Raw genomic sequence first — 22847 nt, forward strand, 5'->3', positions numbered from 1 at the left:
GCTCAAAAGCAGTAGCCACTTATCAAACGATGGTGAGGCATACTTAGGCGCTGGCGTGATTATCTATACACGCGCTATATGCCGAAGTTGTCCAGCCAGCGGCGGATAAATGCCCTGCCATTCATCGCCATTGCTGCTTTTAAATGGTGCAGAAGAGTCTTTGGATGATCTTTTTTGGTGCGTTTTGAAAGCGCGTATTTTGCTTATAGCCTGGCTATAACGACTTTCGGGTGCATTGTTGATGCCTTTCACCATTTTGGCGCATTAATTGCATTTATCGGTGAATGACTCCGTTAACTGAACAAGCGAAAGCTCTATGACCCATTGCGATAGCGCGCTACCGTTCACGGATTCTGGCCACCGCTTTGACGACCAGCGCCGCTGGGCGGCGTCATTAGGCCTGCGGTTTGCCCGGCGCGACGGCGTGACGCGGCTGACTCAGGCGCGCCACCAGGGGCCGCTTCGCGTGCAGCGCCCGTTTTACCCGGAAGGGCGTGCGGGCGCCTGCCATGTCTACGTGCTGCACCCGCCTGGCGGCCTGGTGAGTGGTGATGCCCTGACCGTGAGCGCGCACATCGAGCGCGGCGCCCACGCGCTGCTCACTACGCCCGCCGCCAACAAGCTCTATAAGGCGGATAGCCAAGGCGTGGCCTGGGCCCAGCACACCGAGCTCAGCGTGGAAGATGGCGGCGTGCTCGAGTGGCTGCCCCAGGAAACCATCGCCTTTGATGGCTCCCGGGGCGAGCAGCGTACCCATATTGCACTTTTTGGTGCGGCCAGGTGTCTGGGCTGGGAAATCATGGCCCTGGGCCGCCCGGCAAGCGCCTTGCCGTTTGCCTCCGGGCGCATCGAGCAGCACTTTCGCCTGACGCTGGATGGCAGGCCCTTGTGGCTCGAGCGCCAGCCGCTGGACCCCTTGCACCCGCGCTTCATCGGCCGCTGGGGCCAGGGCGGCGCCACGGTGCAGGCCACGCTCTGGGCCGTAGGCTTTAAGGATGCGGCAGATGCCGTCGGGGCACTGCGCGCGGCACTGCCGGACACCCCGCGCTGGGCGGTCACGGTGCGCCAGGGCGTGTTGCTGCTTCGCTACCTGGGCCACTGCCGAAATGAAGCCTGGGCCCTTTGCGAGCAGGCCTGGGGCCTTCTTCGCCCGCGGCTTATCGAGTGCGAGGCCCACACGCCGCGCATCTGGTTAACCTAAAGAACGCTTGATGGAGATGCCCCATGGAATTGACCCCACGCGATAAAGACAAGCTTTTGCTGTTCTCCGCCGCGCAGCTGGCCGAGCGTAGAAAGGCGCGCGGCTTGAAGCTCAACTACCCGGAAGCCGTGGCGCTGATCAGTTTCGAGATCATCGAAGGCGCTCGGGATGGCAAGAGCGTGGCGGAGCTGATGAGCTTCGGCCGCGAGATTCTAGGCCGCGATGACGTGATGGAAGGCGTGGCGGAAATGGTCGACGAGGTACAGGTCGAGGCCACGTTCCCGGATGGCACCAAGCTGGTCACCGTGCATACGCCGATCAACTAGCCGTTAACAGGAGGGCGCCATGCCCATGATCCCAGGACAGTATCAGTTGAAAGAGGGCGAGATCGAGCTGTGCGCGGGCCGCGAGCGCATCACCGTGGCAGTCGCCAACACCGGCGACCGGCCGATCCAGCTGGGCTCTCACTACCATTTTGCCGAGGCCAACCCGGCGCTTGAGTTCGATCGCGCCAAAACCCGCGGTTATCGGCTCGATGTGGCCGCCGGCACGGCGATCCGCTTCGAGCCGGGCCAGACCCGTGAAGTCACGCTGATTCCCTTTGTCGGCAAGCGGGAAATCTACGGCTTTCGCGGTGACGTGATGGGCAAACTGGACGGAGATGAGCAATGAAATCGGCTAACCGAATCAGTCGGCAGGCCTACGCCGATATGTACGGCCCCACGGTAGGCGACCGCGTGCGCCTGGGCGACACCGAGCTCTGGATCGAGGTCGAAAGCGACGCCACCCACTATGGCGAGGAAGTGAAATTCGGCGGCGGCAAGGTGATCCGCGATGGCCAGGGCCAGAGCCAGCGCGTCGATTCCGCGGTGATGGATACCGTCATCACCAACGCGCTGATTCTCGACTGGTGGGGCATCGTCAAGGCGGATGTCGGCCTGCAAGCCGGGCGCATCGCCGCCATCGGCAAGGCGGGCAACTCGGATACCCAGCCGAAGGTGGATATCGTCATCGGCCCGGGTACCGAGATCATCGCCGGTGAAGGCAAGATTCTTACCGCCGGCGGCATCGACGCCCACATTCACTTCATCTGCCCCCAGCAGGTGGAAGAGGCGCTGATGAGCGGTGTGACCACCATGCTCGGCGGCGGCACTGGCCCCGCCACCGGCTCGAACGCTACCACCTGTACGCCCGGCGCCTGGCATATCGGCAAGATGCTCCAGGCGGTGGACGATCTGCCCATGAACATCGGCCTGCTCGGCAAGGGCAACGCCAGCCTGCCGGAAGGGCTGGAAGCCCAGCTCGACGCCGGGGCGATGGGGCTCAAGCTTCACGAAGACTGGGGCACCACGCCGGCGTCCATCGACAACTGCCTGAGCGTGGCGGAGAAGTACGATGTGCAGATCGCGATCCATACCGACACACTGAATGAATCCGGCTTCGTCGAGGACACGCTCGCGGCGTTCAAGGAGCGCGGCATTCACACCTACCACACTGAAGGTGCCGGCGGCGGTCACGCCCCGGATATCCTCACCGCCTGCTCGAAAGCGTACGTGCTGCCGTCCTCCACCAATCCGACGCGCCCCTACACGGTGAACACCATCGACGAGCATCTGGATATGCTGATGGTCTGCCACCACCTGGACCCGAATATTCCCGAGGACGTCGCCTTTGCCGACTCACGCATTCGCCGGGAAACCATCGCCGCGGAAGACATCCTGCATGATCTGGGCGTGATCTCGATGATCGCCTCGGACTCCCAGGCCATGGGCCGGGTGGGCGAGGTGGTCTGCCGCACCTGGCAGACCGCGCACAAGATGAAGGTGCAGCGCGGCCTGCTGCCGGAAGACGAAGCGCTGGGTGCCGACAACCTGCGCGCCAAGCGCTACATCGCCAAGTACACCATCAATCCGGCGATTACCCACGGGATCAGTCACGAAGTGGGGTCTATCGAGGTGGGCAAGCTGGCCGATCTGGTGCTCTGGAAGCCGGCGTTTTTCGGCGTGAAGCCCTCGCTGATCTTGAAGGGCGGGATGATCGCCGCGGCCCCCATGGGCGACCCCAACGCCTCGATCCCCACGCCTCAGCCGGTGCACTACCGGCACATGTTCGGCGCCTTTGGCCGCGCGGCGAGCCAGACCCGGCTCAACTTTGTCAGCCAAGCCGCCATCGATGCGGGAATCAAGGAGCGCCTGGGGCTGCAGAGTGAGTTATCGGCGTGCAAGAACGTGCGCGGGGTGCGCAAGAAGGACATGAAGCTCAACGACGGCTGCCCGGAACTGACCGTGGACCCGCAGACCTATGAAGTGCGCTGCGATGGCGAGCTTCTGACCTGCGAACCCGCCACGGAGCTTCCGCTGGCTCAGCGATATCACTTGTTTTGACGAAGGTTCTTCAGCTTGGAAGCGCCGGGGGTAGACCTACGAGAGGGCGCTGTGAATACCTCCCTGTACGCTACTTTTGCCATCCATGGCAAAAGACCCTCTCTACGGTCTACCCCCGGCTCAGCCAGACAATTTTCGAAGGAAGCGAATCATGCTGAAACTGATAGAACGGCTAGGCCCGATAGACGAGAGTACGGCCAGCGACACGCTCACGCTGCCCTTCGAGCTGCGCATCCGTGGGCGCCTGAAGGCCGAAAGCGATAGCGGCCAAGCGCTGGGGTTGTTTCTCGACCGCGGCCCGGTGCTGAGAAGCGGCGAAGGCCTGAAAGCTGAAAGCGGCGAGGTGATTCGCGTGTGTGCCGCCATCGAGCCGGTGGTGACCGCGCGCATTGCGCCGGGTCTTTCGCTTGCGCGGCTGGCCTACCACCTGGGCAACCGCCATGTACAGCTGGCGCTGGGTGAAGACGCGCGCGGCGGCTGGGTGCGCTTCCCGCCAGACCACGTGCTGGAGGAGCTTGCCGTGCTGCTGGGCGCCGAACTCGAGCACCACAACGCCACCTTCGACCCGGAGCCGGGTGCCTATAATCAGGTGGGCGGCCATGGCCACCACCACGCCCATGACCACGTTCATGACCATGAGCACTGACGCGCAGAATGACCTGGCACTTCTGGGGTTGATGCAGCTGGTCAGCCCCGCGCTGCCCATCGGCGCCTTTGCGTTTTCCCAAGGGCTCGAGAGTGCCTTCGAGCTTGGCTGGGTGCGCGATGAGGAGAGCCTGACCGAGTGGCTTTCCGGCGTGCTGGAAGATGGCCTGACCCGCTGCGAGCTGCCGGTAATCGCAAGGCTTTACCGCGCGTTCGAGCACGGTGACCGCACCGCCGTTGCCGAGTGGGACACGTGGCTGGCGGCCAACCGGGAAACGGCCGAGCTTGCTGCTGAGGACAGCCGCCTCGGGGCATCCCTCAAGCGGCTATTGGGGAGCCTTGAGCTTCTGCCAGAAGGCGAGCTGCTTCCCGCGTCGGCAGGTTACGTAACACTTTTCTCTTACACCGCCTTTACACGTAGCGTAAGCCCGCGCCAGGCGCTGCTCGGCTTTGGCTGGGCGTGGCTCGAGAACCAGCTGGCGGTGGCCTGCAAGGCGCTGCCGCTGGGCCACACCAGCGCGCAGCGCATCATCGAGCGACTGCGTCCTGCGCTTTCATGCGCTGTGGATGAAGCGCTGGCGCTGGAAGACGCTGCACTTGGCCCCGTGCTGCCGGGCCTGGCGCTGGCCAGTGCGCTGCACGAAACCCAGTATTCACGACTGTTCAGAAGTTGATCACAGCCGCTATTTCGACGTTGATGAGGAACGACACATGACGCACTGTTTACGTATTGGCGTGGGTGGCCCGGTGGGCTCCGGCAAGACCGCGCTCTTGAAGCAGCTCTGCCTGGCGCTGCGCGAGCATTACGATATCGCCGTGGTGACCAACGATATCTACACCCGCGAGGACGCCGACTTCCTGCTCAAGCACGATGCCCTGCCGGCTGACCGCATTCTGGGCGTGGAAACCGGCGGCTGCCCGCACACCGCGATCCGCGAAGACGCCTCGATGAACCTGGCGGCGATCGATGAGCTGCATGGGCGCCATCCGGGGCTTGAGCTGGTGCTGGTGGAGTCCGGCGGCGATAACCTCTCGGCCACGTTCAGTCCCGAGCTTTCGGATCTGACGCTCTACGTGATCGATGTCTCCGCCGGCGACAAGATTCCGCGCAAGGGCGGGCCGGGTATCACCAAGTCGGATCTGCTGATCATCAACAAGATCGACATTGCCGAGCAGGTGCATGCATCCCTGGACGTGATGGCGCGAGACTCGAAAAAGATGCGCGGCGAACGACCGTTCGTGTTTACCAATCTGTATGATGGGGTAGGGCTTGAGGAGATCATCCGCTTCATTCTCGATAAAGGGATGCTGGAGGAGCGGCGTCCGCAAGTGACTGAACCGTCGTAAATAAAAAGGCTGCCATGACCAGGCGGAAAAAGGTCAGGGCAGCCAAAAAAGGGTGGTTGGCGTCTTGCCAAAACGGGCCGTCCCTGGCCACCACACCCCCACAGTGAACCTAACCAACCTTTATGACCTTAACCCAGGTTATTAAAAGGTGCGTATTCCTGGAAAAAAGTCGTTTATTGCACCGAAAAGGTCGTTAGTTAAGATAAAAATTGATAAAAGTCATGTTTAATTAGCTGAATTTACACGAAGTCACTAATACTGAGTAGGTGAATCCCAGGTATTTCTGCCCGGGTAAATGCTCGAAAAGTGGCAGCGTATCCATAAAAAAGCGCGGCCCAAGGCCGCGCTTTTTTTATCGTAGATCAACTGGCTTGACGCTCGGCGAGCCGAGTAGCCAGCAAGGTGGCGGCACGGTGGGCCAATGGAGAGAGCTCGTTATCTGCCTGGTCAAGGCTTGCTACCAGGCGCTGTTTCATGGCGCGCGCCCAGAAGGTCTCCAGGTGGCGGCAGATGGCTGACGCGGCGGCGTCCTCATCACGGCCGCTACCCAGGTTGATGGCGATCTGGTTGGTCATGCGAATCAGATTGGCATCATTGTTGGTCGACATGGCATTTCTCCTCAGCCGAGTGCAAAAGCGGGGCGGTGGTAGATCAGATGGCGGCCAGGGCGCGCAAACCCGACAAGCAGCAGCCCCGCTGTCTGGGCCTGCTCCACCGCCAGAGAGGTTGCAGCAGACACGGCGACCAGGGCGCCGATACCTGCGCTTGCACACTTGTGCACCATTTCGTAACTGGCCCGGCTGGAAACCAGCACGAAGCCTTCCCCAAGCGTTGTGCTTTCGCCTGCAAGCGAGCCGATCAGCTTGTCCAGAGCGTTGTGGCGGCCCACATCCTCGCGCAGGCGCTGAATGCGGCCCTGTAAATCGCACCAGGCAGCACCGTGCACGGCGCCCGTTGCCGCCTTCAAGGGCTGGTAAGCGTCGAGCTCGCCCAGGGCATACTGAATGGCGGCGTCATCGACAGGCGGTGCGCTTACCCTGGCGATTGGCCTGATTGCCTGATCGAGCGCTTCGGTGCCGCATAGCCCGCAGCCGGTGCGTCCGGTCATGCTGCGCCGGCGCTCCTTGAGTGCCATCAGGCGCTGGGTGGCAATGCTCAGGTGAACGGCCAGGCCGTTGGCCTCCTCCTTTACCTCCCGGTCATAGCACTCGTGGGGGTGGGCAATGATCCCCTCGGTGAGGCTGAAGCCCAGCGCCAGGTCTTCAAGGTCCGCCGGGCTTGCCATCATCACTGCATGGGAAATGCCGTTATAGACCAGCGCCACCGGCACTTCGAGCGCCAGGGTATCCTCCTGGCTCTCGGCCACCCAGCCGGTTGCGCTTCTGCGCACTTCGACCGGCTGGCGCGCCAGATCAGCCGCCGGTTGGGTGGGCCTATCGAGTTCACGCGCGACACTCATGGCGCCTCCTGCTGCGCCTTCGCCAGATACCCCTTCTGGGCCTGATCAAACGAGGTGAAACGCTGCTGCCAGGCGGAGGGCTGGCTGACTTTTTCTACCTGCACGGCGGTAACCTTGTATTCGGGGCAGTTGGTGGCCCAATCGGAGTTATCGGTGGTGATAACGTTGGCGCCACTGCCGGGGTGATGGAACGTAGTGTAGACCACGCCCGGCTGCATGCGCTCGCTAACCCGTGCACGCAGCACTGTCTGCCCCGAGCGGCTGGTGATGCCCAGCCAGTCGCCATCGCGCACGCCGCGCACTTCGGCATCACTGGGGTGCAGCTCCAGCACGTCCTCGTCGTGCCAGCGCTGGTTATCGGTGCGCCGGGTCTGCGCACCCACGTTGTACTGGCTGAGAATCCGCCCGGTGGTGAGCAGCAGCGGGAAGCGGCGGTTGGTGCGCTCCTCGGTGGCCACGTACTCGGTGATCGCAAAGCGGCCAAGGCCAATGGGGAAGTTGACCGCGTGCATGGTCGGCATGCCCTCCGGGTGCTCGTCGTTGCACGGCCACTGCAGGCTGCCGTGCTCTTCGAGCTTCTGGTAACTCACCCCGGTAAAGCTTGGCGTCAGCTGGGCGATCTCGTCCATGATCTCGGAGGGGTGGGCGTAGTTCATCGGGTAGCCCAAGGCGTTCGCCAGATCCTGGGTGATTTCCCAGTCCTGCTTGCCGGCCACCGGCGGCATCACCTTACGCACGCGGTTGATGCGCCGCTCGGCGTTGGTAAAGGTGCCGTTCTTTTCCAGAAAGCTCGAACCCGGCAGCAGCACATGAGCGAACTTGGCCGTCTCGTTCAGGAAGATATCCTGCACGATCAGGCAGTCCAGCGAGCGCAGCGCGGCTTCAACGTGCTGGGTGTTGGGGTCGGACTGAGCGATATCCTCGCCCTGCACGTAGAGCGCCTTGAAGGTGCCTTCAATGGCAGCGTCGAACATGTTGGGAATGCGCAGCCCCGGCTCGTCGTCGAGCTTCACGCCCCATACCGCCTCAAACCGTCCGCGAGCGATGGGGTCAGCCACGTGCTGGTAGCCCGGCAGCTCATGAGGGAAGGAGCCCATGTCGCAAGAGCCCTGCACGTTATTCTGGCCGCGCAACGGGTTCACGCCCACGCCTTCGCGGCCGATGTTGCCGGTGGCGAGCGCCAGGTTGGCGATGCCCATCACCATGGTCGAGCCCTGGCTATGTTCGGTCACACCCAGCCCGTAGTAGATCGCGCCGTTGGGAACGGTGGCGTAGGTGCGTGCCGCTTGACGTACGGCGTCAGCGGGCACGCCGGTGATGGGCTCAGAGGCCTCGGGCGAGTGGCGCTCTTCACTGATGAACGCGCGCCAGCTCTGGTAGGCATCGGTATCGCAGCGCTTGGCGACGAAGTCCTTGTCTTCGAGGCCTTCGGTGATCACCACGTGGGCCAGGGCGTTGACCAGCGCCACGTTGGTGCCCGGGCGCAGCGGCAGATGCTGGGCCTCCCCCAGGTGCGGGGTTTTCAACAGATCGATGCGGCGCGGGTCAGCGACGATCAGCTTCGCGCCCTGGCGCAGACGCTTGCGCATCATCGAGCCGAACACCGGGTGGGCGTCGGTGGGGTTGGCGCCGATCACGATGATCGCGTCGGACTTCATCACCGAATCAAACGTCTGGGTGCCGGCGGATTCGCCCAGCGTGGTCTTCAAGCCGTAGCCGGTGGGCGAGTGGCAGACCCGCGCGCAGGTGTCGGTATTGTTGTTGCCGAACGCCGCGCGGATCAGCTTCTGCACCAGGTAGGTCTCTTCATTGGTGCAGCGCGAGGAGGTAATGCCACCGATGCTTTCGCGGCCGTGTTCCGCCTGAATCGCTTTCAGGCGCTTGGCGGCGAAGCTGATCGCCTCTTCCCAGCTCGCTTCCCGCCAGGGCTGGTCGATGGAATCGCGAATCATCGGCGTGGTCAGGCGGTCCGGGTGGGAGGCGTAGCCGAAGGCAAAGCGCCCCTTCACGCAGGAGTGGCCGTGGTTGGCGTCGCCGCCCTTGTAAGGCACCATGCGCACGAGCTTGTCGCCCTTCATCTGGGCCTCGAACGAGCAGCCCACGCCGCAGTAGGCGCAGGTAGTGACCACACTGCGATCCGGCACGCCGTGATCGATCACGCTATTTTCCATCAGCGTGGCCGTGGGGCAGGCCTGCACGCAAGCGCCACAGGAGACGCAGTCCGAGTTCATGAACGCCTCGTCCTGCCCCGCCGACACCTTGGACTCAAACCCGCGCCCATCGATGGTCAGCGCGAAGGTGCCCTGTACCTCTTCGCAGGCGCGCACGCAGCGCGAGCAGACGATGCACTTGCTCGGATCAAAGGTGAAATAGGGGTTGGATTCGTCCTTGGCGGCGTCCAGATGATTTTCGCCGGTAAAGCCGTAGCGCACCTCGCGAAGCCCGACGCTGCCCGCCATGTCCTGCAGCTCGCAGTCGCCGTTGGCCGGGCAGGTCAGGCAATCCAGCGGGTGGTCGGAAATGTAGAGCTCCATGACGCCCCGGCGAAGCCTGGCCAAGCGCTCGTTTTGGGTGGTCACCTTCATGCCTTCCACCACCGGCGTGGTGCAGGAAGCGGGAAGGCCTCGGCGGCCTTCGATCTCGACCGCGCAGAGCCGGCAGGAGCCGAAGGCCTCGAGACTGTCGGTGGCGCAGAGCTTGGGAATGCTGATATCCGCCAGGGCCGCGGCGCGCAGCACGGAGGTGCCTTCCGGCACGCGAAGGGTGATGCCGTCGATCTCGAGCGTCACCTGGGCGGCGTTGGCATTCGGAATGGGTGAGGGCGTGCCATAGTCCTTGCTGAAGTCGACGCTGTTGGCCTGACGCCGTGGATCGAAATGTTCAATCATGATCTGTCTCCGTTCGCCGAGCGCTGAAAATCGCTGGGGAAGTGTTTCAGGGCGCTCTGTACCGGGAAGGGGGTCATGCCGCCCATGGCGCAGAGCGAGCCGTCCACCATCGTTTCGCAAAGATCGCCCAGAAGCGCCAGGTTGGCCTCGCGGTTGTCGTCGGCGCGAATGCGGTCGATCACCTCCACACCACGGGTCGAGCCGATCCGGCACGGGGTGCACTTGCCGCAGGACTCCACCTTGCAGAACTCCATCGAGAAGCGCGCCTGCTCCGCCATGTCGACGCTTTCATCGAACATCACCACGCCGCCGTGGCCCAGCACCGCGCTTTCTGCCGCAAAGGCCTCGTAGTCCAGCGGCAGGTCCCACTGAGATTCCGGTAAATAGGCGCCCAGGGGGCCACCCACCTGCACCGCGCGCAGCGGCTTGCCGCTTAGCGTGCCGCCGCCGAACGCTTCCATCAGCGTGCGCAGCGTGGTGCCGAAGGCAAGCTCGACCAAGCCCCCGCGCTTGACGTTGCCCGCCAGTTGCAGCGCCAGCGTGCCGCGAGAGCGGCCCATGCCGTGGTGGGCGTAGGCGTCGGCGCCCTCGGCTAGAATGAACGGCACGGCGGCCAGCGAGAGCACGTTGTTGACCACCGTCGGGCGGCCAAACAGCCCTTCGATGGCGGGCAGCGGCGGCTTGAAGCGCACCAGGCCCCGCTTGCCTTCCAGGCTTTCAAGCAAAGAAGTCTCTTCGCCGCAGATGTAGGCGCCGGCGCCCAGACGCACTTCCAGGTGGAAGGTGCGGCCGCTTGCGCGAATATCGTCACCCAGATAACCCGCCTGCTCGGCGCGAGCGATGGCTTCGTCGAGCATCTCCTTGGCCAGCGGATACTCCGAGCGCAGGTAGATATAGCCTTGCGTGGCGCCCACCGCGAAGCCGGCGATGGTCATGCCCTCGATCAGCATGTAGGGGTCGCACTCCATTGCCAGCCGGTCGGCGAAGGTGCCGGAGTCGCCCTCATCGGCGTTACACACGATGTATTTCTGATCAGCGGGCGCATCCAGCACCGTCTGCCACTTGATGCCGGTGGGGAACGCCGCCCCGCCGCGCCCGCGAAGCCCGGAGGCCTTCACCTGCTCGACGATCGCCTGCGGGTCAAGCGCCAGCGCGGCCTCAAGGCCCACAAAGCCGCGATGAGCGCAGTAATCCTCGATGGAAAGCGGGTCGGTGACGCCGATACGCGCAAAGGTGAGACGCTGCTGGCGGGCCAGGTAGTCGATCTCCTCCACCAGGCCCAGCGCCAGCGGGTGGCTGATACTGCCTTCCAGCAGGCCGCTGTCGAGCAGCGCGGGTACGTCGCCGGGCGTGACCGGCCCATAGGCGACGCGGCCTTGCGCGGTCTCCACCTCGACCATGGGTTCCAGCCAGAAAAGCCCGCGCGAGCCGTTGCGCACCAGGGTAATGCCCTCGTGGCGGGCGGCGGCTTCGCGCTCGAGACGCCGGGCGACGCTATCGGCGCCCAGAGCACGCGCGGTGGTATCGCAGGGAACAAAGACGCGAATGCTCATGCCATTACCTCCAGCGGCCGGGTCTGCAGCTCGTCCAGCAATTCGTCGAAAGCCTCCTGGGTCACGCGCCCGCGTACCTGATCGTCCACGCGGATCGACGGGCCACAGGCGCAGTTGCCCAGGCAGTAAACGGCTTCCAGGGTGATTTCGCGGTCCGGCGTGGTCTGGTGGTAATCCACGCCCAGGCGCGCCTTGGCGTGGGCTTCGAGCGCGCGGGCGCCGACCGACTGGCACGCCTCGGCGCGGCATATCTGCACCACGTGGCGCCCCGGCGGTGCGGTCCGAAAGTGGTGATAGAAACTGATCACGCCGTGCACCTCTGCGCGGGTCTGCTGGAGTGAGGCGGCGATCAGGGGAACGGCATCGGAGGGGATAAAGCCAAAGCGGTCCTGGAGGGCATGAAGAATCGGCAAGAGCGCGCCTTTAGTGTGTTTAAGCGCGTCGATCTCGGCTTGGATCGACTGCGACGACCATTCTCGAGACTCGTTCATCAGGTCTCTCCCGGTGCTGATTGTTTATTATAAATATGCACGCTTATGCTTATTTGAAACGGTCAGTAAAAGGGCGTGCACCACGGTCAATGTCACGCTAGCATCAAGCCAACAACGACAAAATATGAAAGATCATGCCAATGAAGAAAATCACCGTCATTCCCACCTGGTGCTTTCGCGACGAGGCGGGAAATCAACTGGATCTACAGCTGCTTCGATTGCTGAGCGCGGTCTATCGTCGGGGTAAGTTAACCCATGCCGCAGCGGATACAGGTATCTCATACCGGCACGCCTGGAACTTATTGCGCCAGGGCGGCGAGTTTTTCGGCGTGCCACTGGTGGAGTTGCAGCGTGGCCGGGGGGCGCAGCTATCGGCGCTTGGCGAAAAGCTCTTGTGGGCAGAGCAGCGCGCCATGGCGCGGCTGGGGCCGCAGCTGGAAAGCCTGGGTTCCGAGCTGAACCTGGCCATTGCCCGCGAACAGCAGGGCGCGCTTTCTATACTACGCCTGCACGCAAGCCACGGCTTTGCCGTGGAGCTGCTGCCCAGGCACCTGGAAGCGCTGCCGCTGGATCTTCAGTACTGCAGCCCTCAGGAGTCGCTGGCCGCGCTCAACCGCGGCGCGTGCGACGTGGCGGGCTTTCATCTGCCGCGCGGCCAGGTCGGCGCGCATGTGCGCAGCGCCTATCAGGGTCTGTTAAAGCCTCGTCAGCACCGCGTGATTGGTTTTATCGCCCGTACTCAGGGGCTGATCGTGGCGGCAGGCAATCCGCTCGGCATTGAAAACATCACATCGCTGAGCGCAGGCGGCGTGCGCTTTGTGAACCGACAGGTTTCGTCGGGCACGCGCTCGTTGCTGGACTGCCTGCTGAAAGAAGCGGGCGTATCCAGCAGGAAGGTTCGCGGCTTTGAAATCGAGGAGTACACCCACTCCGCCGTGGCCGCTTACGTGGCGGCGGGCATGGCGGATGCAGGCTTTGGCGTGGAAGCCGCCGCGCAGAAGTTCGGGCTCGGCTTCATTCCCTTGGCCACCGAGGATTACCTTCTGGCCTGTCACCACCGCTCGCTGAAAGAGCCGCGCTTTCAAGGCTTTCTGGAGGTCCTGCGCGGCGAGCCCTTTCAGAACGCAGTCAGTGGCCTGCCGGGGTACAGCCCCAGCCGGTGCGGCGAAATTATCGAAGTGGCCGATCTTCTGTAGATACGGCCCGCCTTGAAACGCCAGGGGCGTGCCGCTTGGCACGCCCCTGGCGTCAGCATGCGTAAAGTGCGCGCGGCTAGTTCCCCGACCATCCCATGAAAATGGGCACGTAGACGACCAGCAGCACGCCGATCAGCCCCAGAAGATACGGGATGATGGCGCGGGTGATGCGCTCCAGCGGCAGCTGGGTAACCGAGGAGGCCACGTACAGATTGATCGCCACTGGCGGGGTGATCATGCCGATCGAAAGCCCCACGACGATGATCAAGCCGAAGTGGATGGGATCGATGCCCAGCTGCAGCACCAGCGGCAACAGCACCGGGGTGAGGATGATCAAGGCGCTCGCCGTTTCGATGAACACGCCGGTGAGCAGAATCACCGCCACCACCAGCAGCATGATGATCAGCGGGTTGGTGGAGAGCGACAGCACCGATTGGGCAATGGCCCCCGGCACCTGCCAGCTCGAGAGCGTCCAGCTCAGCACCGCCGACATGGCAATCACCAGCATGATCACCGCGGTGGTCATCGCCGACCGAATCAAGAGCTTGTACACCTGGGGCAGGGTCAGGTCGCGGTAGACGAACAGCGACACCAGAAGCGCGTAGTTTACCGCCACCACGGCGGCCTCGGAGGGAGTGAAGATGCCGGTAAAGATACCGCCCAGAATGATCACCGGCGTCATCAGGCCCCAGCTGGCGGCCTTGAACGTGCGCCAGATGGTGGCCACGGAAAGCGGCGTGCCCTTGGGATACTGGCGCTTGTAGGCCTGGACGATGGCAATCGCCATCAGCCCCAGCCCCATGGCAAGGCCGGGCAGAAAGCCGTTCAGAAACAGCTTGGAGACCGACTGCTGGGCGATGACCGCATAGATGATCATGGGCACCGAGGGCGGAATGACCACCCCGATGGTGCCGCTGGCGGCGATGAGGCTGGCCGCCGAGGCCGGATCGTATCCCTTGCGCTTGAGTTCCGGCACAAGACTCGAGCCCACCGCCGCCGTGGTGGCAGCACCAGAGCCGGAAATGGCCGCAAAGAACATGCCCGCCATGACCGAGACAATCGAAAGCCCGCCGCGCAGAAAGCCCACCAGCGAATCCGCAAAGCCCACCAGGCGCTCGCTCACCTTGCCCTGGGCCATCAGGTCGCCGGCCAGGATGAACATGGGAATGGCGACCAGCGCAAAGGAGTTGATGCCCTGGAACATCTGCTGGGTGACCACCATCAGCGGCACGCCGGATTGGTACAGCGCGTAGAGCGAGCTTGCCCCGATGGCAAAGGCGATAGGCACGCCCAGCAGCATCAGTAGAAAGAACAGCCCGAAAAGCAGTAGTGTCATGGTGTCTGCTCCCCCATGGGCTTTCTGGGCTCGCCTTCACACACGATCTCGACAAGATCCACCAGCGCATACCAGGCCATGATCGCCGCGCTGATCGGCATGATGGCGTAGACGTAGGACATCGGCAGGCGCAGCGAGGCGGATTTCTGAAAGCTCTGCACCTGCATGTAGCGATAACCGATCACGATCAGCGTGATCATGAAGGCGATGACCGCAAGTACCGCAAGAAAGCGCGCCACCTGGCGAAGCCGCACCGGCAGCGCCTCCACGGCGAAGGTGACGGCAATATGATGACCGCGCTGAAACGCCAGCGTGCCGGCCAGGAAGGTGATCCAGATCAGCAGAAAGCGGGCGACTTCTTCGGTCCAGCCCACCGCGGTGAACAGTACGCGAGAGACGATCTGCAGCGTGATGACCGCGATCAGCGCAGCCATGCCGATAAAGACAACCGGTTGGATGAGCGCGTCCAGGGCGCGCTCGACGAAGCGTAGCGGGGTCAACAGCGTTTGAGACAAGGTGGCCACTTACTGCACTGCCTCCTGGATACGCGGAAGGAAGTCGCCAAACTGCTGGCCGTACTTCTCGTACACGGGTGCCACGGCGGCCTGGAAGGCCTCGATATCCGGAGATTCGTTGATCTCCATGCCCGCTTCACGCAGCTCTGTCAGCTGTTCGGCTTCCATCACTGCATTCTGCTCGCGGGCGTAGGCCGAGGCTTCCTGGGCGGCTTCCAGCACGGCTGCCTGAGCCTCTTCCTGCAGGCCGCTCCACTTGGGCAGGCTCATGATGAAGATGGCCGGGGCGTAGATATGCCGCGTCATGGTCAGGTAGTCCTGGGTTTCGGCCAGGTTGAACGCATGGATCGCGTTCACCGGGTTCTCCTGCCCATCGATAGTGCCCTGCTGCAGGGCCGTCAGCGCTTCTGTCCAGGCCATGGGCACGGCGTTGGCGCCGAGCGTGCGGAAGGTGTCCACATACACTTCGTTTTCGATCACGCGCAGGCGCAGGCCATCAAGATCAGCCGGTTCGTTGATCGCGTTACGGCTGTTGGTGATGTTGCGAAACCCGCGCTCGGCGTAAGCCAGGCCTTTCAGGTTCACGTCTTCAAGCTGGCCCAGAATCTCCTGGCCAATCTCGCCATCGAGCACGTCATAGGCGGCTTCGCTGGATGGGAACAGGAAGGGCAGTTCGAACACGGAGAACGTATCGACAAAGTTGGCCACCGGGCCGTTGGTGATCACCCCCATGTCCACGGTGCCGATCTGCATGCCCTCCAGCAGCGTGCGCTCGTCGCCCAGGCTTGCGTTAGGGTAGATATCCACCGTTACCGCGCCGTCGGTCTTCTCGCTTACCAGTTCTTGAAAGCGCGTCGCGGCGATATGATAGGTGTCTTCGGTATTGACCACGTGGGCCAGGCGCAGAGTGGTCGGTGTGATCTCGGCGGCCTGGCTGATCAGCGAGGCGCTCAGGAGCCCCAGGCAAGCGGCAGCGCCGATGGCACCTTTCAGGCGCGCAGGGGTAGAGGGGCGGGCGGTATGATTCACGATATCTCCTGGGGTGGTGGGTTGTTATTATGCGGTGAGGGCAGGCGTTTCGATTTCATCTATACCACATCGGCCCTGCCGGAAAAATGGCTTATTTTAGCCCGACGTTTGAGTAATAAAATAAAAAGACTTTATAAAACGAAAGCTTGAGAAAGGCAGGAGTTAACCCAGGCGTGGTCATGACCTGCTAAAGGATGATGCGTATGCCCCTCAAGCCGTCTTCATGGATACAGGAACCTTATGAACGCTTTGATTAATGATCTGATCGCGGTAGTGGGCGAAAACGGCGTCCTGCTGGGCGATGACGTGGCCCAGCGCAGCGTGGACTGGTTTACCGGCGCGCCGTGCCAGGCCAAGGCGATTGTTCGTCCGCAGAACACCGAGCAGCTCAGCCAGGTAATGGCGAAGTGCTACGCCGCCGACCAGCCGGTGGTCACCCATGGCGGCATGACCGGCGTGGTACACGGGGGCGTTGCCAGCCCCGATGAGCTGGTGGTATCGCTTGAGCTGATGAATCAGATCGAAGAGATCGACGCGGTAGGCTCCACCATGCAGGTGCAGGCCGGTGTCACGCTTCAGCGCGTGCAGGAAGCCGCTCAGGAAATCGACATGCAGTTCCCGCTCGATCTGGGCGCCCGGGGCTCGTGCACCATTGGCGGCAACATCGCCACCAACGCCGGCGGCATCCGCGTGATCCGATACGGCATGATGCGCCAGCAGGTGCTGGGTCTTGAAGCCGTGCTGAGCGACGGCACCGTGATTACCTCGCTCAACAAGATGCTGAAGAACAACGCCGGTTACGATGTGAAGCAGCTGTTCATCGGCAGCGAAGGCACGCTGGGTGTGGTGACCCGGGCGGTGCTGCGTCTACAACCTTATATGCCCAGCGAGCAGACGGCGCTGGTCGCGGTGCCCTCCTTTGAAGCGCTCACGGCGCTTTTGAATCTCGTTTCCAAGGAGCTGGCCAACAGCCTGAGCGCGTTTGAGGCGCTGTGGAACAACCACTACAAGCTGATGACCCTGGAAGGCAGCAAGCACTCGCCGCTGCTGTCTACCGACTCGCCCTTCTATGCCATCATCGAAACCCTGGGGCTGGATGAAGAGCAGGACGCCGAGGCCTTTGCCCAGGTGCTGGAAAGCGCCATGGAGAAAGAGCTGATTACCGATGCGGTACTCGCCAACTCCAGCACCCAGCGCGAAGGCATCTGGGCGGTACGCGAGGATATCGAGTGGCTGGTAAGGTCGCTCAAACCGATGTTCTCCTACGACATCAGCCTGCCGATTCCGCACATGGACGAGTACGTCAATAACCTGGAGGCAGCGCTGGATGCGCAGTTTGGGCAAAGCGCCGAGATCGTGGTGTTCGGCCATCTGGGCGACGGCAACCTGCACATCATGATCACGGTACGCGACGACAGCCTGCAAAGCCGCCGCCTGGTGGAAGAGCTGGTGTACGGCTCGCTGGTACAGTACGGCGGCTCGATTTCTGCCGAGCACGGCGTGGGCCTCGAGAAGCGCGACTACCTGAAGCTCTCTCGCTCGCCGGAAGAGATCGACCTGATGAAACGCATGAAACAGGCGCTGGACCCCAAAGGTCTGCTCAACCCGGGCAAGGTGCTGGGCTAGACGCTTATGCTGTCAGGTTCACGTTAGGCAAAAAGGCCACCGTCGGGTGGCCTTTTATATATCCAGTGGTTAACTGAACGCTTATTCCGCCAGCGCTTCGCGAATGCGCGGCAGGTAGTCGCCAAACTGCTGGCCGTATTGATCGTAGATAGGCGCTACTGCTTCCTGGAAGGCTTCAATATCCGGCGTTTCATTGACCTCCATGCCCGCTTCTTTCAGTGAAGCCAGCTGCTCGGCCTCCATCTCGGCGTTCAGCTGGCGCTCGTACTCGGCGGCTTCCTGGGCGGCGTCTTCGATCACCGCCTGGGCGTTTTCAGGCAGCTTGTTCCAGGCGGGCATGCCCATCACGAAAATGGCCGGCGCGTAGGTGTGGCGCGAGAGCGTCATGTAATTCTGGGTTTCATTCAGTTTGAACGAGTGCACCACGTTCACCGGGTTCTCCTGACCATCAATGGTGCCCTGCTGCATGGCGGTCAGCGCTTCGTTCCAGGCCATGGGAATGGCGTTGGCGCCGAGTGCGCGGAAGGTATCGGTGTACACCGGGTTTTCCATTACGCGGATGCGCAGGCCGTCCATATCGTCCGGCGTGTTGACGGCGCGCTCGCTGTTGGTCAGGTTGCGAAAGCCGCGCTCGGCGTAAGCCAGGCCTTTCAGGTTCACCTCGGAAAGCTTGTCCAGAAGCTCCTGGCCGATCTCACCGTCCAGCACGCCGTAGGCCGCCTCGGGTGAGGGAAACAGGAAGGGCAGCTCGAACACCGCCATCTCTTCGACAAAGTTGGCCACCGGGCCGTTGGTGATCACACCCATATCCACGGTGCCGATCTGCATACCTTCCAAAAGTGTGCGCTCATCCCCCAGGCTGGCGTTGGGGTAGATCTCGATGCTGACCTTGCCATCGGTGCGCGCCTCCACCAGTTCCTCGAACTTGGTGGCCGCCATGTGAAAGCCATCCTGCTCGTTGACCACGTGGGCCAGACGCAGGGTGATAGGGTCCATATCGTCAAAATCAGCCGCGTGGGCCGTACCCGCGAGTGCTACAGAAATACCCAGAGCCAGCGTGTTCAGCGTCAATGTTTTCATTTTTATGTGTTCCCGATTCTACAAGGTGCGAAAGTGCCCATGCAGCATGCCTTACCCGCGGGAAAATGGTCAATCAAGCAAGGTGCCGGGCTGCGTGCGGCTGGACACAGCGCCCCCACACAGGTACGATACGCACCCAATGCGCCCGTAGCTCAGTTGGATAGAGTGTCGGCCTCCGAAGCCGAAGGTCGTAGGTTCAATTCCTACCGGGCGCGCCAGAACATGATGAAAGCCCACGACTAAGTCGTGGGCTTTTTTGTTTGCCTGTTATCAAGTCGCTCAAGCGAAAACGTGGCTGCAATTAGAACAAAAGCCAAATTTTTATTCGGTTTTGGTGTTTCCAAGCAAGCAATCCCGTAAGCTTGGACAAATCAATGCTCACTCCGCCAGAAAAGCAGGCTCTGCAATGGATAAGGTGGGGCTCAGCGAACTCGATATTTATGTAAAATTCATCACACCGCCTGATACCAGTACACTGGATATGCCCTTTGTATTAGCCTGTACGGTGATGGAAAAGGCAGTGGGACAATGACCGATTACACCAAGCCTTGGCTTAGCCATCTTGAGCAATTGCAGCAGCTTAAAGATCGTGGCCTGACTGTCACGGACGACCAGCGTGCGTTGGCGCATCTTCAACGCATTGGTTACTATCGGTTAAGCGGGTACTGGTTTGCTTTTCGTCAGCGCTCAGGTGTCTGTACGCCTTTAAATAAATATGGTAAGCCACTGCTTAAAAGGGGAAAAACGGACTACCTTGCATTAGACGCGTTTAAATACGGCACGACTTTTCAGCAGGCTGTCGATCTTTATGTGTTTGATAAACGGTTGCGCCTTCTCGCGCTGGATGGTCTTGAGCGTATTGAGGTTGCATTGAGGGTAGATATTGCACATACGCTGGGCCGAATGGATCCTTATGCTTATTTGACTCCGGAACTGCTGCACGATGAGTTTGCCTATAAGATCGATCAGAAAACGGGCGTGACGCCCCTGCATAAATGGCAGGAAAGCCACGCGCGTTTAATTAATCGTTCTCGGGAAACGTTTATTGAACACCATAAAAAGAAGTACGGTTTGCCGTTGCCGATCTGGATTGCAAGTGAAATATGGGACTTTGGCACGCTTTCTCACCTGTTCGGTGGAATGCGAGAAGAAGAGCAGGATACCATTGCCGCCCGCTATGGCATTAGCAACGGGCGCGTGTTCGCTTCCTGGCTGCGCAGCTTGAATTATTTACGCAATGTATGTGCCCATCACAGTCGGTTGTGGAATCGCAATATGACGGACCAGCCGCGTAAGCCCGCCCATGGCGAAGCCACTCTGTTTTCCCAAGGCTGGCAAGATTCCCATGTTCAGGCGCGCCCTTTCCTACTGTTCTGTATTGTTCAGTATTTATTAATGACGGTTAATCCGACGAGCACTTGGTGGGTCCGCTTATCTGAGCTGTTAAGCAGTTTCCCAGATTTAAGCGAAGCAGGGCTAAATCTAAAAGGCATGGGGATTATAGAAGGCTGGCAGCAATGGGAGTGGTCTGAAAGGCAATAAAAAACCCCTAAGCAATGCTACTGCGTGGCAGTCTCACCGATAGGGGCCGTGTTGAGGTAAATACTAGGCCCTCATGTTTCTAAATACAATACTTTTACACCTGATAGGGTGGCAAATTACTATGGCCATTGAGCAAGGAATCTGGAAGCTCGCGAGCACTCCTGGCGCGCTACCGCAAAAGCTGCGACCAGCGGGGCTAGCGGATGAAAGCCTGCTGGAAGAGCAGATCATGCAGGATGTTTCAATTTTGAATCGAGACTGGTTGTTGATTGGCCGTCAGGTGCGTACCGGCTTCGATAAGCTGATCGATCTTCTTGCCGTGGACGCTAACGGCACGGTGATTGTGATCGAACTAAAACGCGATAAAACTCCGCGTGATGTTGTTGCTCAAGCTATCGACTACGCCTCTTGGGTGGTGACGCTCGCCGATTACCAGTTGATTGATATTTACCAGCAGTTTGCCGAGCGCTTTAGGCGTTCGCACGTCACTTTGGGCGAAGCTTTTGAAGCCAAGTTTGGTATTGCGCTGGATGGCGTGACACTCAACGAGAGCCATCAACTGGTCGTGGTTGCCACACAGTTGGATGCCAGCAGCGAGCGCATTATCAACTACCTGAACGAACATGCGCAGCTATCTATCAATGCCATGTTCTTCTCCGCGTTTGAAGATAACGGCAATCGTTATCTTAGCCGCGCCTGGATGATTGACCCGGATGAGCCGCCTAAGCCGGTAGCACGTAAAGCCAATAAAGAACCTTGGAACGGCGAGTTCTACGCCTCGTTTGGCGATGACCGGCCCTGGGAGCTTGCTCGGCGCTTGGGTTTTATCGCCGGTGGCGGTGCTACGTGGTATTCCAAAACGCTGGCGATGCTTTCAGAGGGCGACCGGGTGTGGGTCAATATTCCTAAAACAGGTTACGTGGGCGTTGGAGAAGTTGTCGGAGAGCGCAGCCGGGCCACGGAATACCAGTTTGAAACGGAAAGCGGCCCTAAAACATTATCTGATATCGCGCTTCCAGATGATTACCCCCACTTGTATCGAGAGCCTAATGGCGAGGAAGATAACGCCGAATATCTAGTGCCGGTGCGCTGGCTCTATACCGTCGAGCGCGCGCAGGCGTTCAGCGAAGTGGGCCTGTTTGGTAATCAAAATACGGTGTGCAAGCCTACCGCGCCTAAGTGGTCGCATACGGTTGATCGGCTTAAGCAGGTGTGGCAGCTTGGTCCTGCTGATAGGGCGCATAGCACCCTGTGAGTGCAGCCTAAAAGAGACACTATTTAGTGTGTCGTAGCCTGCTTAGTTGGCAGGTGAGCTTCGATGATTCCCCTCAATCAACCCGACTAATAGCCTCTCGATCCGGATCCACGTACCAGACCAGCCCCATCCGCGAATTGCGCTCAAGCTCGGCGATGACCTGGGCGCCCAGTAGCAAGATGATGGCGCCAATTTCCAGGCTGAGCAGCACGATCACCAGGGCCGCCAGGGAGCCGTAAACGGCGTTGACGAACGAAAGGTGGGTGAAGTAGTAGACCAGAAACAGCCTGACGCCTTCCCACAAGAGTGCCGCCACGAAACCGCCGACGATGGCCCGGCGCAGGGCGATCTTGACCACCGGCAGCACCTTGTAAATCGCGCTGAAAAGCAGGAAGACGCCGACAAAGCTGGTCAGGTTGAGCACCGGCCCCGAAATACCGGCTAACGGCAGTTCCCGTGCGAACAGGGCCAGCACCAGCGCATTGAGCGAGCTTGCAAGCGTTACCAGCAGCGTCAATGTCATGAGGCCTGCCCCAAGCACCAGCATGAAGGCGTAAGGCAGCAGCGCCGACACCCAGGCGCTTCGCCTTGGGCACTCGGGCGAGTGGAAGATGAGCGCCAGGGCGTCTTCGAGCATGCGAAAGGCGAAGGAGCTGAACAGCAGGAGGATGGGAAAGCTGAGAATCCCGATGACATCGCGTGATTCCAGCAGCCCGCGCACGGCGTCCATCACTACCTCGGCGTGCGCCGGGGCCAGGTGGCGCGCCTGCACTGCGAGCACGTTGAGCAGGTGCTGTTCATCCACCACGCGTGCAAGCATTACCACCACCAGGCCAAACAGCGGCACCACAGAGAGCAGAATGTTGTAACCCACCCCGCCTGCCAGCAGGATGCCGCGGTTCTTCAAAAAGTGGCGAAGCACCCGCCAGGCAAAGGCTGCCAGCCTGGGCAGCAGGAGAAGTACGCCCTTGACGAATGTACGGTTGCGAACCATAGCGTGCCGCGCTCCTTGTGCACTCGGGCGGTTTTATCAATACCCGCCCTAGGATGTGGGCAGCCTGTACACTCCCCCTTGATTAGCCTGCTGGCCAGTCAACCTGCTGATATCGTGCTGACATGATATATCCTACGCTTGTTGACCGGAGAAAGCCCTGGAAGTGGAAAGGCTCCAGGCTACTGCCGTCCAGCTCGAGACGCCACCATGCCGTCTGCTTTCAGCGCATCAAGCAGTTTTCCGATGACGGATCGCTCTGCTGAGTTCATCACACTACAATGACACTCCTGCATTGTTAGCACGCTC

22 protein-coding genes and 1 tRNA gene are annotated in these 22847 nt (G+C 61.1%); 13 read left to right on the plus strand and 10 right to left on the minus strand.

All coding sequences use genetic code 11. The annotated features are described in order from the left end of the window. Window positions 1–316: 316 nt before the first annotated feature. From B0H98_RS14785 to ureG, 7 genes are all read left to right on the plus strand, one after another. Complete coding sequence (locus tag B0H98_RS14785; protein WP_106375836.1) at window positions 317–1201, plus strand: urease accessory protein UreD; 885 nt, start codon at window positions 317–319, stop codon at window positions 1199–1201. Window positions 1202–1224: 23 nt separating this feature from the next. After that, window positions 1225–1527 (plus strand): urease subunit gamma, encoded by a 303-nt coding sequence (locus B0H98_RS14790; protein ID WP_106375837.1) that lies wholly within the window; start codon window positions 1225–1227, stop codon window positions 1525–1527. A 25-nt stretch (window positions 1528–1552) separates the two neighbouring features. Continuing rightward, window positions 1553–1873: an urease subunit beta gene (locus tag B0H98_RS14795; protein WP_106375895.1), complete on the plus strand. Its 321-nt coding sequence runs from the start codon at window positions 1553–1555 to the stop codon at window positions 1871–1873. Beyond that, window positions 1870–3585 (plus strand): urease subunit alpha, encoded by a 1716-nt coding sequence (ureC, locus tag B0H98_RS14800; RefSeq protein ID WP_106375838.1) that lies wholly within the window; start codon window positions 1870–1872, stop codon window positions 3583–3585. The genes B0H98_RS14795 and ureC overlap by 4 nt, the downstream gene beginning before the upstream one ends. A 151-nt stretch (window positions 3586–3736) precedes the next feature. Next, complete coding sequence (gene ureE, locus B0H98_RS14805; protein WP_106375839.1) at window positions 3737–4231, plus strand: urease accessory protein UreE; 495 nt, start codon at window positions 3737–3739, stop codon at window positions 4229–4231. Further along, entirely contained in the window at window positions 4185–4904 is a 720-nt protein-coding gene (locus tag B0H98_RS14810; protein ID WP_244183192.1) for an urease accessory protein UreF, read from the plus strand. The genes ureE and B0H98_RS14810 overlap by 47 nt, the downstream gene beginning before the upstream one ends. A 37-nt stretch (window positions 4905–4941) precedes the next feature. Further along, a complete protein-coding gene (ureG, locus tag B0H98_RS14815; RefSeq protein ID WP_106375840.1) occupies window positions 4942–5577 on the plus strand; it encodes an urease accessory protein UreG in 636 nt (211 codons plus the stop codon). Between the two features lie 362 nt (window positions 5578–5939). Here ureG and B0H98_RS14820 read toward each other — a convergent pair whose 3' ends face one another. The 5 genes from B0H98_RS14820 to B0H98_RS14840 are packed head-to-tail and all read right to left on the minus strand — an operon-like array spanning window position 5940 to window position 11968. Continuing rightward, window positions 5940–6185, minus strand: a complete 246-nt coding sequence (locus B0H98_RS14820; protein WP_106375841.1) for a formate dehydrogenase subunit delta — start codon at window positions 6183–6185, stop codon at window positions 5940–5942. Window positions 6186–6196: 11 nt separating this feature from the next. Then, a complete protein-coding gene (gene fdhD, locus B0H98_RS14825) occupies window positions 6197–7036 on the minus strand; it encodes a formate dehydrogenase accessory sulfurtransferase FdhD (RefSeq protein ID WP_106375842.1) in 840 nt (279 codons plus the stop codon). Beyond that, window positions 7033–9924, minus strand: coding sequence for a formate dehydrogenase subunit alpha (fdhF, locus tag B0H98_RS14830; protein ID WP_106375843.1), 2892 nt, complete (start codon window positions 9922–9924; stop codon window positions 7033–7035). Before fdhF ends, fdhD begins: the two co-directional genes overlap by 4 nt. Beyond that, window positions 9921–11477 (minus strand): formate dehydrogenase beta subunit, encoded by a 1557-nt coding sequence (locus B0H98_RS14835; RefSeq protein ID WP_106375844.1) that lies wholly within the window; start codon window positions 11475–11477, stop codon window positions 9921–9923. Before B0H98_RS14835 ends, fdhF begins: the two co-directional genes overlap by 4 nt. Continuing rightward, window positions 11474–11968, minus strand: coding sequence for a formate dehydrogenase subunit gamma (locus B0H98_RS14840; RefSeq protein ID WP_106375845.1), 495 nt, complete (start codon window positions 11966–11968; stop codon window positions 11474–11476). Before B0H98_RS14840 ends, B0H98_RS14835 begins: the two co-directional genes overlap by 4 nt. Before the next feature lie 140 nt (window positions 11969–12108). On the opposite strand from B0H98_RS14840, the gene B0H98_RS14845 reads away from it, so the two are divergent. Then, window positions 12109–13164: a substrate-binding domain-containing protein gene (locus B0H98_RS14845; RefSeq protein ID WP_106375846.1), complete on the plus strand. Its 1056-nt coding sequence runs from the start codon at window positions 12109–12111 to the stop codon at window positions 13162–13164. Window positions 13165–13240: 76 nt separating this feature from the next. Here B0H98_RS14845 and B0H98_RS14850 read toward each other — a convergent pair whose 3' ends face one another. From B0H98_RS14850 to B0H98_RS14860, 3 genes are read right to left on the minus strand one after another with little or no spacing between them, the layout of a single operon-like run. After that, entirely contained in the window at window positions 13241–14500 is a 1260-nt protein-coding gene (locus B0H98_RS14850; RefSeq protein ID WP_106375847.1) for a TRAP transporter large permease, read from the minus strand. Further along, a complete protein-coding gene (locus B0H98_RS14855) occupies window positions 14497–15024 on the minus strand; it encodes a TRAP transporter small permease (protein ID WP_106375848.1) in 528 nt (175 codons plus the stop codon). Before B0H98_RS14855 ends, B0H98_RS14850 begins: the two co-directional genes overlap by 4 nt. Next, entirely contained in the window at window positions 15025–16044 is a 1020-nt protein-coding gene (locus B0H98_RS14860) for a TRAP transporter substrate-binding protein (RefSeq protein WP_106375849.1), read from the minus strand. It abuts the gene before it with no gap. A 240-nt stretch (window positions 16045–16284) separates the two neighbouring features. Here B0H98_RS14860 and B0H98_RS14865 point away from each other — a divergent pair, with 240 nt between their 5' ends. After that, window positions 16285–17670: an FAD-binding oxidoreductase gene (locus tag B0H98_RS14865; RefSeq protein WP_106375850.1), complete on the plus strand. Its 1386-nt coding sequence runs from the start codon at window positions 16285–16287 to the stop codon at window positions 17668–17670. 81 nt (window positions 17671–17751) lie between these two features. Here the strand turns inward: B0H98_RS14865 and B0H98_RS14870 are convergent, their stop codons facing one another. Further along, window positions 17752–18750 (minus strand): TRAP transporter substrate-binding protein, encoded by a 999-nt coding sequence (locus B0H98_RS14870; protein ID WP_106375851.1) that lies wholly within the window; start codon window positions 18748–18750, stop codon window positions 17752–17754. A 141-nt stretch (window positions 18751–18891) separates the two neighbouring features. On the opposite strand from B0H98_RS14870, the gene B0H98_RS14875 reads away from it, so the two are divergent. The 4 genes from B0H98_RS14875 to B0H98_RS14885 all read left to right on the plus strand — a co-directional run bounded on the left by B0H98_RS14875 (window position 18892) and on the right by B0H98_RS14885 (window position 21547). Then, a tRNA-Arg gene (locus B0H98_RS14875) sits at window positions 18892–18968 on the plus strand. Between the two features lie 38 nt (window positions 18969–19006). Then, window positions 19007–19282, plus strand: coding sequence for a hypothetical protein (locus B0H98_RS17000; protein ID WP_146130261.1), 276 nt, complete (start codon window positions 19007–19009; stop codon window positions 19280–19282). Continuing rightward, the gene (locus B0H98_RS14880; protein ID WP_106375852.1) at window positions 19279–20292 is read left to right on the plus strand and encodes an Abi family protein; all 1014 of its coding nucleotides are present in this window, start codon (window positions 19279–19281) and stop codon (window positions 20290–20292) included. Before B0H98_RS17000 ends, B0H98_RS14880 begins: the two co-directional genes overlap by 4 nt. A 121-nt stretch (window positions 20293–20413) precedes the next feature. Continuing rightward, window positions 20414–21547: a PDDEXK family nuclease gene (locus tag B0H98_RS14885; protein WP_106375853.1), complete on the plus strand. Its 1134-nt coding sequence runs from the start codon at window positions 20414–20416 to the stop codon at window positions 21545–21547. 73 nt (window positions 21548–21620) lie between these two features. Here B0H98_RS14885 and B0H98_RS14890 read toward each other — a convergent pair whose 3' ends face one another. Continuing rightward, a complete protein-coding gene (locus B0H98_RS14890; RefSeq protein WP_106375854.1) occupies window positions 21621–22541 on the minus strand; it encodes a YihY/virulence factor BrkB family protein in 921 nt (306 codons plus the stop codon). Window positions 22542–22847: the final 306 nt, after the last annotated feature.

The organism is Vreelandella songnenensis (genome assembly GCF_003002925.1).
In the GTDB taxonomy this organism is placed as follows: Bacteria; Pseudomonadota; Gammaproteobacteria; order Pseudomonadales; family Halomonadaceae; genus Vreelandella; species Vreelandella songnenensis.